Genomic DNA, 11,207 nt, shown 5'->3' on the forward strand with positions numbered 1-11,207 from the left:
TCTGGAGTCCGTGCTGAAGGGCGCGAAGCCCGCGGACCTGATCCGCGTGCCCAAGTCCAGCCCCGCATCGCGCGGCGAGGACGCTGCCGCGTTCTCCGAGTGGCTGCCGTACCGCGCCTGGATCGCGGACCGCCAAGTCTTCGTCAATCTTGACGCGCTGGGCTTCTGCCTGGAAGTGCGACCGCAATCCGGCGCCGACGAGGAGATGGCGCGCGTGCTGACCGCCCTCTACGCGGCCTCTCCGCCCGGCACCGGCATCCAGTTCCACTTGTACGCGAGCCCCGCGATTCGCGCACCGCTGGCGCGCTACGCGAATCTGCGAGTGGCCGACGACGTCGTCCCGGAACTCGACACCCTCGGCCGCGCCGGCAGGCACACCAACATCCACCGCACCATGGCCCGGCGTCGTGCCGGGCACTACCTGCAAGGCAGCCGGACGTCGCTGCTGTCCGCGCAGAGCTACCTCTTCCGCGACTACCGGTTGGTGGTCAGCGTCTCGCTACCCGGCAGCCCGGAGAATCTCTCGCGCCTGGAGGAGTTGCTGCTGCTGCGCGACGGGATCCGGGCCACGCTACACGCCGCGGGCTTTCCGTCCCGTTCGTGGACGGCAGAGGACCTGATCAACTGGGTCTCCGCGCTGCTCGACCCGCACCGGCAAACCGGCGACGCCATCCCGCTCACCTACGACGACGGGCGCGAGCTGCGCGACCAGGTGATCGATCGGGCCACGCGCTTGCGCATCGACCGCCAAGGCATCGGCCTGGCCAACCCCGCCGCCGACCTGCAAACCGAGCTTCGCCTGATGTCGGTGCGCGCCTTCCCGCCGCGCTTCGCGCTGTGGAACGCCGGCAGCCTGATCGGCGACCTCTACCAGGGCACGCTGCAGTACCCCTGCCCGTTCCTGCTCACGCTGGGCGTGCACGTGCTGGACGCCGAGGCCACCCGCAACTGGGCCTTCCTCAAGGCCGCCCGCGCCACCACGAACGCCACCAGCTACATGGCGCGCTTCCTGCCCGACCTGCAGGAGCGCAAGGCCGACTGGGACATCGTGCTCAAGGCGATGGACGACGGTCAACAGCTCGTCGACCTCAACCTGCAGCTCGCGCTCTTCGCCGAGCCGCACGCGGTAACCCGTGCCGAACAGGCGGCGCGTGCCATCTTCCGTGCGCGCGGCTTCGAGCTCTCCAGCGACACGATGATGATGACCCAGGCCCTCATCGGCTCGCTGCCGATGACGCTCTCGGCACCGTTTCACGCCGATCTGCAGCGCATGAAGCGCGTCACCACCAAGACCTCGGCGAACGCGGTGCATCTGGCGCCGCTCGTCGCCGAGTGGCAGGGCACCGGCACGCCGGTGCTGCTGTTCGGCGGACGGCGCGGCCAGATCATGCAGATCGACGTGTACGACAACCCGGCGGGCAACTACAACGTGGCGATCGCCGGCACGTCGGGCTCGGGCAAGTCGCTGCTGTTGAACGAGATCGCCGCCGCGTACCTCGGCACCGGTGCGCGCGTCTGGATCATTGACGTCGGCCGCTCCTACGAGAAGGCGTGCCGCAACTTCGGCGGCAGCTTCATCGAGTTCACCGAGGACGCCGCGCTGTCGCTCAACCCGTTCCCCCTGGTCGAGGACATCGACGAGGACATGGAACTGCTGCAGCCCCTGCTAGCGCAGATGGTGTCTCCGCGCGAGTCGCTCGACGGCTTTCAGTACTCGACGCTGGGCGCGGCGATCAAGAAGGTCTGGAAGGCCAAGGGCCGCGCCATGACCGTCACCGACATCCACGACCTGCTCGCGACCGGACGCCTCGAAGACGACGGCGCACCGTCCGCCGGCGAAGGCGACCGGCGGTTGAAGGACCTCGCCGCGATGCTGCACCCCTACACGCGCGACGGCGCCTACGGCAAGTACTTCGATTCCGAGGCCAGCATCGACTTCGGCGCCGACCTCATCGTGCTGGAGCTCGAGGAGCTCAAGTCCAAGAAGGACCTGCAGACCGTGGTGCTGCTGATCGTCATGTACCGCATCACGCGCGAGATGTACTTCTCCCGCGACCGCAAGAAGATCGTGATCATCGACGAGGCCTGGGACCTGCTCTCCGGCGGCGCCACCGCCGAGTTCATCGAGGCCGGATACCGACGAGCGCGCAAGTACAAGGGCGCCTTCATGTCGGCCACCCAGGGCGTGGACGACTACTACCGCAACCCGGCGGCGAAGGCGGCACTGGACAACTCCGACTGGATGTTCCTGCTGCGCCAGAAGCCCGAGTCGATCGAGATGATGGACAAGCTCGGTCAACTCACGATGGACGATGCGATGAAGCGGCTGCTGCTGTCGCTGCGCACCGAGCACGGCGCTTTCTCCGAGGTCTTCATCCACTCGCCGGCCGGCAACGGCATCGGCCGGCTGATCGTCGATCCGTACAGCCTCCTGCTCTTCAGCAGCCGTGCCGAGGACTTCAACGCCATCAACGCCAAGCGCGCGGCGGGCCTGGACGTCTCCGCCGCCATCGACGCGGTCTTGCGCGAACGGGGGCTCGCGTGAACGCACGGGCCGCCGCCCTGCTGGTGGGCGCCAACGCGCTGGTGAGCGCCGCGCTGATCGCGCTCGTTCACCTGTGGCTCGTGCCCGAGCGCCTGCCGACGCTGGCCGTGCTCGACGTAGCGGAGCTCTATCGCCTGAAGGAGTTGCAGGTGGCCGCGGTGCTGGTCAAGCGCGACGCCAGCGACGAAGAGCGCGCCGGCGCACTGCGCCGCGCCGCGGGCTTCGGCACGGAGGTGAGCACGCTGCTCCAGGCGCTGCCGAGCGAGTGCCGCTGCATCGTGCTGGCGCGTGGCGCCGTGATGGGCTCCGAACCCCTGCTGCGAGACCTGACGCCGGACGTGCGGCGCCGGCTCGGCCTGTAGCTGCATTGGGAGCCCGCATGCGCACCCTGTTCCTGCATCGAAGCTGGCGCGACCGCTTCGCATCGAGCGGACGATTCCGGCTGCGCGCGTTAGCCGAGCGCTCGGTCGAACACCTGAAGCACTGGGCCGTCGTCTACGTCGCGGTCGCCGCGATCGCGTTCTGGTTTCACGCCCACTATGGCTTCGGGCTGAACGCCTCGCCCAGTCTGCCGCACCGGCTCTTCCTCATCCACAAGGGCGAGATGCCGAGCCGAGGCGACTTCGTCGCCTTCCGTTGGGCCGGCGGCGGTCCGTACCCGGCGGGGGTCACCTTCATCAAGGTGCTCGCCGGCATGCCCGGCGACGAGGTCACGCGCGACGCACAGGGTTTCCACCTCAACGGCGTTCCGGTGGGTGTGCCCAAACCGGTAAGCCGGCAAGGTCAGTTGCTCGAACCCGGTCCCACCGGCCGGATTCCGGAGGGCCGCTACTACGTGCAAGCCGGACACCCGGACAGCCTCGACTCCCGGTACAAGCTGACCGGCTGGATCCACGCATCTCAGATCATTGGGCGGGCCGATGCGCTCTTCTGATCGGACGATCGCCAGCAGCACAGCCTACGGCAGGCCGCTGCGCCTCGCAGCGGTGGTCTTCGCCGCGATGGTCGCGACGGCGCCCGCGCAGGCCCAGGACCTCGGCGTGATCGGCCCGGTCTACCCGATCGCCGAGCCGAACCTGCTGGAGGCGATCCTGGGAAAACTTCGCGCGGCAGGCGAAGACGGCACGCTCGCCCGACTGCAACGCGAGTCGCTGGAAAGGGTCAGGCGAGGCGTCGAAGACCCGGCGCCCGTGGCGGGGCTCTCGCGCACCCGTCAACCGCGGCGCTTCCACCACGACCCGAGCATCGTCGTGCAGGAGGCCATCCACGACGCCGACGGCCGGGTCATCGTGCCGCCCGGCACGGTGATCAATCCGCTCGACACAGTGACCTTGAGCCAGGCGCTGCTCTTCATCGACGCGCGCGATCGCGAGCAGGTCGCGCGTGCGCGCAAGCTCATCGACGAGCGCCAGGGCAAGGTGAAGGTGATCCTCACCGGCGGGTCCTACCTGGACCTGATGCGCCGCTGGCAGCGGCCGGTGTTCTACGACCAGCAAGGCAACCTCACGACGAAGCTCGGCATCCGTCAGGTGCCCGCGCTCGTCACCCAGGACGGCAGGAGGCTGCGCATCGATGAGCTCCTGTAGCCCCGTCCACCGGCGGGCCGATCGCCCGCGCACGGCGCTGTGGCTCGCGCTCGCCCTGTGGCTGCTCGCGCTGCTGCCCGGCCCCGCCGCGGCCGGCCCCACCTGCCACGGCCGCTTCATGAACCCGATCACCGACATCTGCTGGAGCTGCCTGTTCCCGCTCACCATAGGCTCGGCATCGATCCTGTCCGACGGTCAGCCCGACATCGGCAATCCGTCCTCGCCGGTCTGCTACTGCAGCAACCCGCCCCGCATCGGCGTGTCGATCGGCTTCTGGGAGCCGGTGCGCATGGTGGACGTCACGCGTACGCCCTTCTGCATGGTCGGCCTGGGCGGCATTTCGCTCGACCCCGGACTCGACGTGCCGCGTGGCGCCCACGTCGGACACGACAGCCAGACGCGCAACAGCTTCTATCACGCGCACTGGTACGCCAATCCGATCCTCACCTGGCTCGAGGTGCTGCTCGACTTCCCGTGCCTGGAGAAGGGTTCACTCGACCTGGCCTATCTCACCGAGGTCGATCCGCTGTGGGCCGACGACGAGCTCACCGCCATCCTGAACCCGGAAGCGGTGCTGTTCGCCAACGCGCCCGCGAAAGCCGCGTGCGCCGCCGACTGCGTGGCCGCCACCGCCGGCATGCCGATCGCGAGCCTGTTCTGGTGCGCCGGCTGTCAGGGGTCGATCTACCCGATGGGTGGCCACGTCGCCACCCACATCGGCGGCGTGCAGGCCTCGACGCTGATCACCCAGCGCATCACCGCGAAGATGCACCGACAGCTGGTGGCCTTCACCGGCGCCGGGTCGGCGGGGCTCTGCGGCTACTACCCGCTGCCGATCATGGACAAGACCCACTACAAGCTGCAGATGGTCTACCCGGTGCCGGCCACCGCCAAGGAAGCCGGCCAGTGCTGCCAGCCCTACGGCCGCACGACGATGATCTGGGGCGCGGGCAAGTCCTCCCCGGTCTCGGGCGAGGACTTCGCGTACCAGATCTTCCGCAAGCGGAACTGCTGTGCCGGCGCGTACTGAGACCCGCGCCATCGTCGCGGCCGCCTGCGCGCTCGGATTGCTCGCCGCCGGCATCGCGCTCGCCCAGGCGCCGCGTTGGCCCGACGCCGACGACATCGAGCGGGCACGGAAAGCCCACCCCTTCCCGCAAGGCGATCGTCTCGGTGCCCAACCGGTGCCCGCGCCGCCGCGCGTGAACCTGCCGTCGACTGCGGCGCGCACCGACATCGAAGCACTCGCCAGGGCCGGCGCGCGCCTCGGCAGCCCGTCCGCACAGGCCACGGCCGCGAGCCCGCTGCGCATCTTCATCACGCTGGAGATGCCCCGCGCGAGCCTGCAGCTGCTGACCGATCAGGCCGCACGCAGCGGCGCGGTCCTGGTGCTGCGGGGCCTGAAGGCGAACTCGATGCGCGAGACCGTCGCGGCAGTCTCCAGCCTGATCGGCGAGCGTCAGGTGGCGTGGGTGATCGACCCCGAAGCCTTCGCGCGCCGTCGCATCGAACGCGCACCGACCTTCGTGCTGAGTCTCGACGATCGCGCCGACACGGCGACGAGCTGCGGCACGGACTGCCGCACGCCGCCGGCCTTCGTCAGCGTGTCCGGAGACGTGAGCCTCGACCACGCGCTGGACACGCTGGCAAGGCAGCGCCCCGAAGCGCGACCGCTGGTGGCGCCGCTGCTCGCGCGGCTGAAGGGGCTTTGAGCATGCGGCCCGCAAGACGCCTCACCGGCCAGCTCGTCGCGCTCGCGGCCACGCTGTTCGCAGCGCTGCCGTCCCTCTACGCGCAATCGCCGCCAACGCAGGGTGAGGCCTTCGAGCAGGGCAAGGCACTCGGCCGAACGGGCAATGCCGCGGCCCGCGGCACCATCAGCGGCAGCACGGCGCAGTCCACCGTTCCGAGCTACACCACCAATCCCCCGGAGGCGAGCTACTTCGGCAGCCCGGGGCTCGGCACCCAGGCCGCGGCGCGAGCCAGTGCCTGCGCGAGCGGCCCCGCCGCCGATCCCTCCTGCACCGCAGTGCAGTTCTCGCAGACCAATCCGAGCCAACGGCCAAGCTTCGGCATCGCGCCGACCGACCCCCTGCTCACCCGCGGTCGCGCGATCACCGCCGACCCGCAGGCCATCGCCGGAAACATCGCCGGCAGCTACAGCGGCTGCGCCGTCCAGACCGTCACCACGCCCGACCGTTTCGAGACGGCGATCTGCCACCAGTACCGCACGCTGGAGACCCTCACCTGCGACAAGGTGCTGATCGTCACGCCGGTCCAGACGCCCGGCTGCTCGGCGGGCCAGTTCCTCACCCGCGTCACCGCCGACCCCTGCCCCGCCTGCATCGACTACCTGGCCTTCGACTTCAGCTGCGGGACCAACAGCTACACGATGCACGTCGTCACCATCGACAAGGGCAGCGGTCAGGTCTACATGGACCTGGGCTCGCAGGACGTCCCCGGCAGCCTGAACACGCAGATCCCGCAGACCCCGGGTCCCTCGCGGATCGACGGCTTCTTCTGCTACCAGACCTACTACAGCCAGAGCTGCGCCGGCCCCAACTGCACCATCGGCGCGTGGTTCTACAACCCCTGCCAGGGCACGAGCTACTACGGCGCCAACACCTTCGCGATGCCGACCACGGTCAGCTTCAGCGACACCTGGGACAACCAGTGCGCGACGCTGGAGGCGCGCTCGCAATGAGCGCCGCCCGGCGCTTCGCCTGGATCGCCGGCGGCGCGCTGGTGCTCTGTCTGTTCACCTCCGCGCCCACGTGGGCCGCCGACTGCTACCAGACCGCTGAGACCTGCGTCGAGGGCCCCGAGACCCGCAATATCGGCGGCTACCCGATGCAACGGGACTGCTGGCGTTACCGCGCGTCCTACACCTGCGTCTCGCAGAACAGCACCGACGACTGCCAGCCCTTGCGCGACCGTGGCTGCAGCCAGGTCGATTCACGCTGCATGGACACGAACCCCCAAGGCGCCTGCATGCTCTACGAGCAGACCTGGCAGTGCCGCGTCGCCACGGGCACCACCTCGACGGTGACCAACTGCGGCGGGCAGCAGTTCTGCCTGGACGGGCGCTGCTTCGACACCGGGTACGCGCCGGACGCGGACTTCGCGCGTGCGGTCGCCGGACTGGAAGCGCAGCGGGAAGCCGGCCGCTACCTGGACCCGAACACGCTGGAGGTCTTCAAGGGCTACGACAACCGCTGCCGCAAGAAGCTCTTCGGTCTGGTCAACTGCTGCAAGGGCGGCGGCACCGATGGCTCGCTCTTCTCCACCTTCAGCCTGATCACCGGCGCCGGCGGCCAGGCCATTGGCGCCATCGGCTCAAGCTACACCTACGACGCCCTCTTCACGGCCGATGCGCCCGACCTGGTGATCGCCGGCTTCGAGGCGCTCTTCGGCGCCGGCGGCGGCTCCTCGGCGCTCGCCGGGCTGATCGCCGGCGACCTTTCGGTGGGCTCTTTCGTGACCTCGCTGGTGCCGGGTCCGTGGACGCTCGCGATGCTGGCGATCCAGCTCTCGGGACTGCTGTCCTGCGAGGACGCCGAGCAGGTCCTCGCGATGAAGCGCGACAACCGCCTGTGCCACGGCGTCGGCAGTTACTGCTCGGCGCGGCTGCCGATCATCCGCACCTGCATCGAGACCACCGAGACCTACTGCTGCTTCAACTCGCGTCTGTCGCGCATCATCAACGAACAGGGCCGCGCGCAACTTGGCCGCGGCTGGGGCGGCGCCCAGGGCCCCGACTGCAGCGGCTTCGCACTCGCGCAGCTGCAGGCGCTGGACTTCTCGCGCATGGACCTCAGCGAGTTCTACGCGGAGATCGCGCCCACGCTGCCGAATCTCGGCGACCTGCAGCAGCGCGCCCAGCAGAAGGTCAACAGCTACTTCGGCCCATGACCTTCGTTGCCGCCTTCACGCCCATCCCGACGCGTCGATCCGCGCTCGCCGCGGTCGTGCTCGGCGCGCTGCTCGCCACGCCAAGCCACGCACAGACAACACCGCGCATCCCCGTCTCGGCGATCAAGCCGCTGCTGGCGCTTGCCGCCGAGCGCGGCGCCGCGCATGGGGTGCTCACCGGTCCCAGCGCCGAGTACATGCGTCGCCGCTTCGATGCCACCGCGCCCATCGAGATCGACGTGGCGACCTTGCACGCCCTGCCCCAGCCCGGCTGCGCGCGGCTCGAAGTCACCACGCGCCAGCGCGACGTGCTGGAGCAAGGCAAGCGCGCCGATCAGGAACTGCGCTGGCAGGTGAGTTTCTGCCGGGACGGCAGTTTTCCGGAGAAGCGGTAGATGCGCGCGAAGCCTTCGACGAACTGCAGGACCGCGCGAATCGCCGCAGCGCTGCTGGTCATGGCCGCAGTGCTTGCATCCGCCCCCGCGTCGTGGGCGCAAGGCGCGAATGATGATTCGAAGGCAATCGTCGCCGACCCAGAGGACGCCGCCTATTGGTTGCGCAACCGCGAAGGCTGGTTCTGGTACCGGGACCCACCCGCTGCAGCCCCACTGCCGGCACCGCCGGCACCGAAGCCACCGCGCGAGTTGGTCGAGTTCGAAGCGATGCAGAAGCGCCTGGAAGACCTGAAGCGCGTTGCCGTCATGAACCCCACCGACGCCAACCTGATGGCCTACATGCGCTATCAGCGCATGGTCATGAACAAGTCCGAGCACTTCGCCGAGCGTTGGCAGCGCCTGGTGTGGACCGTGCCCGATCTGGACTACGGCCTGAGCGGACGACCGACCAATGCAATGGCGATCAACGTCTTCGACGAGCAGCAGCGCGAGCGGCAGGCGCAGACCATCAAGAGCCTGGCCGCCACCCACGGACTCATCTTCGTGTTCCGCGGCGATTGCCCGCATTGCCACCGCTTCGCGCCGATCCTCAAGCGCTTCGAGCAGGAGTTCGGGTTCACCGTGCTCGCGATCAGCATGGACGGCCGCGCCATCCCCGAGTACCCGAACGCCCGGCCCGACAACGGTATGGCCGCGCGCCTGAATGCCACGGCAGTGCCGGCGCTCTACCTCACCGTGCCCGCCACCCGCGAGATCCGCCCGGTGGGCTTTGGCGTGATGTCGATGACCGATCTCGTCGATCGGATCGCCGCACTCGCGCAAGACGCCCCCGCCAGCGCCCGCCAGCCCTGAGGAACCGACCATGACGCGCCGCCCGAACGACCGCCCGGCCCGACACGTCGGCAAGTGCCTGATTGCCAGCCTGCTCGCCGTGACGCTGGCCACCACACCGCTGGTGAGCCAACCCGCCGATCTGAACGCCGAGATGCAGGCCATGTTCAACGACCTGGGCGCGCTGGGAAACGTCACCACCCCGGGCGCGTTCCGCGGCCAGGCGATGAACCTCTACACCGGCGGCAGCCTGATGATGCGCGCCCCGGGCCGCAACTATCCGCTGGCCACCGTGCAGCTGCCCAGCCTGCGAGCCGGTTGCGGCGGCATCGACATCTACGGCGGCGCGTTCTCCTTCATCAACAAGCAGCAGTTCATCGCGCTGCTGCAGAACATCGGCGCCAACGCCGTGGGCTACGCCTTCAAGCTGGCGCTGCAGTCGATCTCGCCCGACATCGACAAGCTGCTGACCGAGCTGCAGGACCAGATCAACAAGATCAACGCGATGAATATCAATTCCTGCGAGGCCGCGCAGGCGCTGGTGAACGGCGTGGTGGGCGAGTACGACAACTCGGTGATGAGCGGCTGCGCGAACATCTCCCAGTACCTCGGCAGCGTCTCCGACCGGGCCGAGGCCCGGCTCACCTGCGCCAGCAACGCGCCCGCAGTCGTGAAGACCGCCGCCAACAGCGCCGACCCCAACGTGCGCAACGCCACCTTCGTGAAGGGCAACGTCACCTGGCTCGCGCTCAATCAGGTAGGCGGCACCATCAGCCAGCAGGAGAAGGAGCTGATCATGAGCGTGATCGGCACCGTGATCCTGCATCCGCCAGCAGACGACGGCAGCGGCGCCACGCCGCGCTACGCCGAGCCCACCATCGTGGGCCTGCGCGACCTGCTGCTCGGTCGCGGCGCCTCGGCCACGGAGGGCAACGTCGACATCGAGGTGTATGTCTGCGACGAGCCCGCCGAGTGCCTGAACCCGACGCGCGCCACCGTCTCGGCCAAACCCTTCACGCGTCTGGTGTCGGACCGGCTGCGCCGCATGTCCGACAACATCGCCACTCGCAGCCCGCAGGCGCCGGCCGACATCGGCTTCGTCAACAACACCACCGAGCCGGTCTACAAGATGCTGTCGGTGGCCAACGCCGTGCCGGGATCGAGCACCGCCGAGACGCTGATCGAGACCTACAAGGACGTGATCGCGCTCGACTACGCGGAAACCTTCCTCAACCGCGCCATCCGCCAGGCCATGAGCGCCCTGTCGCAGGCCCTCAAGCGCACCGGCGTCGAACAGCAGTACATCGACGCGATCCGCGAGAACGCCCAGGAGGCCCAGCGCCAGCTCCTCACCGAGAAGCAGGCCGCCTACGCCAAGGTGCGCTCGGTGTCCTCGATGACCCAGGACCTGCAGACGCTGGAACGGCAGCTCTGGAGCTCGATGCCCTCGTCGGTTAAGTCGATGCTCGACTTCAGCGCGAGCAGCGGCGCCCGCGGCTCCTGAGTCCGGGCACGAGCCGCTCGCGCCCGCATGTTCGAGATCTACGCCTACGGCAACGTCGACACCCTGACGGGGGTGTTCAACGCCATCGCCGCCATCATGGGCGGGGCTGACTACTTCGGCCTCATCAAGGCGATCGCCATCACCGGCGTGCTGGTGGCGGCGTTCGCCGGGCTCTTCACGCCGGGCAAGTTCCACGGCTGGGGCTGGCTGATGGGCTTCCTGCTCGTCTACTACGCGCTGTTCCTGCCCAAGTCGACCGTGGTGATCGTCGACAAGCTCGGCAGCCAGCCGCCGGTGGCCGTGGGCAACGTGCCGATCGGCGTGGCCTTCTTCGGGCACGCCACCAGCAAGGTGGGGGATGTGATGACGCGGTTCTTCGAGACCGCCTTCCAGGTCATCCCGGCCACCAACGCGCAGCTCCCCGGCGAGCTCGC

At 68.9% G+C, this 11,207-nt stretch carries 12 protein-coding genes; all 12 read left to right on the plus strand.

The genetic code is table 11. The features are described from left to right. Positions 1 to 2,545: type IV secretion system protein TraC (gene traC / locus AB7U92_RS12510; RefSeq protein WP_428577038.1), on the plus strand; the 2,545-nt coding region annotated here is incomplete at its 5' end. Then, positions 2,542 to 2,907 carry a hypothetical protein gene (locus AB7U92_RS12515; protein WP_428577041.1) on the plus strand — a complete coding sequence of 122 codons (366 nt, stop codon included), beginning with the start codon at positions 2,542 to 2,544 and terminating at the stop codon, positions 2,905 to 2,907. The genes traC and AB7U92_RS12515, both read left to right, overlap by 4 nt. Positions 2,908 to 2,924: 17 nt before the next feature. Beyond that, a complete protein-coding gene (locus AB7U92_RS12520; protein ID WP_428577044.1) occupies positions 2,925 to 3,479 on the plus strand; it encodes a S26 family signal peptidase in 555 nt (184 codons plus the stop codon). 52 nt (positions 3,480 to 3,531) lie between these two features. Then, entirely contained in the window at positions 3,532 to 4,131 is a 600-nt protein-coding gene (traW, locus tag AB7U92_RS12525) for a type-F conjugative transfer system protein TraW (RefSeq protein WP_428577047.1), read from the plus strand. Beyond that, positions 4,118 to 5,161 carry a conjugal transfer pilus assembly protein TraU gene (gene traU / locus AB7U92_RS12530; RefSeq protein WP_428577049.1) on the plus strand — a complete coding sequence of 348 codons (1,044 nt, stop codon included), beginning with the start codon at positions 4,118 to 4,120 and terminating at the stop codon, positions 5,159 to 5,161. The genes traW and traU overlap by 14 nt, the downstream gene beginning before the upstream one ends. Further along, on the plus strand, positions 5,145 to 5,843 hold the full coding sequence (trbC, locus tag AB7U92_RS12535; protein WP_428577052.1) for a type-F conjugative transfer system pilin assembly protein TrbC: 699 nt from the start codon (positions 5,145 to 5,147) through the stop codon (positions 5,841 to 5,843). The genes traU and trbC overlap by 17 nt, the downstream gene beginning before the upstream one ends. Before the next feature lie 2 nt (positions 5,844 to 5,845). Next, the gene (locus tag AB7U92_RS12540; protein ID WP_428577055.1) at positions 5,846 to 6,835 is read left to right on the plus strand and encodes a hypothetical protein; all 990 of its coding nucleotides are present in this window, start codon (positions 5,846 to 5,848) and stop codon (positions 6,833 to 6,835) included. Next, the gene (locus tag AB7U92_RS12545) at positions 6,832 to 8,043 is read left to right on the plus strand and encodes a conjugal transfer protein TraN (protein WP_428577058.1); all 1,212 of its coding nucleotides are present in this window, start codon (positions 6,832 to 6,834) and stop codon (positions 8,041 to 8,043) included. Before AB7U92_RS12540 ends, AB7U92_RS12545 begins: the two co-directional genes overlap by 4 nt. Next, on the plus strand, positions 8,040 to 8,438 hold the full coding sequence (locus AB7U92_RS12550; protein ID WP_428577061.1) for a hypothetical protein: 399 nt from the start codon (positions 8,040 to 8,042) through the stop codon (positions 8,436 to 8,438). The genes AB7U92_RS12545 and AB7U92_RS12550 overlap by 4 nt, the downstream gene beginning before the upstream one ends. Before the next feature lie 60 nt (positions 8,439 to 8,498). Continuing rightward, the gene (traF, locus tag AB7U92_RS12555) at positions 8,499 to 9,290 is read left to right on the plus strand and encodes a conjugal transfer protein TraF (protein WP_428577069.1); all 792 of its coding nucleotides are present in this window, start codon (positions 8,499 to 8,501) and stop codon (positions 9,288 to 9,290) included. Between the two features lie 10 nt (positions 9,291 to 9,300). Beyond that, positions 9,301 to 10,773, plus strand: a complete 1,473-nt coding sequence (locus AB7U92_RS12560; protein ID WP_428577063.1) for a conjugal transfer protein TraH — start codon at positions 9,301 to 9,303, stop codon at positions 10,771 to 10,773. A gap of 27 nt (positions 10,774 to 10,800) precedes the next feature. Continuing rightward, positions 10,801 to 11,207: conjugal transfer protein TraG N-terminal domain-containing protein (locus AB7U92_RS12565; protein ID WP_428577066.1), on the plus strand; the 407-nt coding region annotated here is incomplete at its 3' end.

The sequence above is a fragment of the Piscinibacter sp. genome, assembly GCF_050175855.1.
Lineage (GTDB): Bacteria > Pseudomonadota > Gammaproteobacteria > Burkholderiales > Burkholderiaceae_C > Piscinibacter.

What these genes read in the sequence shown, in the direction of transcription:
- AB7U92_RS12520 (WP_428577044.1), top strand. Translation starts at nt 2,925, where the DNA reads ATGCGCACCCTGTTCCTGCATCGAAGCTGGCGCGACCGCTTCGCATCG.
- traU (WP_428577049.1), top strand. Translation starts at nt 4,118, where the DNA reads ATGAGCTCCTGTAGCCCCGTCCACCGGCGGGCCGATCGCCCGCGCACG.
- AB7U92_RS12540 (WP_428577055.1), top strand. Translation starts at nt 5,846, where the DNA reads ATGCGGCCCGCAAGACGCCTCACCGGCCAGCTCGTCGCGCTCGCGGCC.
- AB7U92_RS12545 (WP_428577058.1), top strand. Translation starts at nt 6,832, where the DNA reads ATGAGCGCCGCCCGGCGCTTCGCCTGGATCGCCGGCGGCGCGCTGGTG.
- AB7U92_RS12550 (WP_428577061.1), top strand. Translation starts at nt 8,040, where the DNA reads ATGACCTTCGTTGCCGCCTTCACGCCCATCCCGACGCGTCGATCCGCG.
- traF (WP_428577069.1), top strand. Translation starts at nt 8,499, where the DNA reads ATGGCCGCAGTGCTTGCATCCGCCCCCGCGTCGTGGGCGCAAGGCGCG.
- AB7U92_RS12560 (WP_428577063.1), top strand. Translation starts at nt 9,301, where the DNA reads ATGACGCGCCGCCCGAACGACCGCCCGGCCCGACACGTCGGCAAGTGC.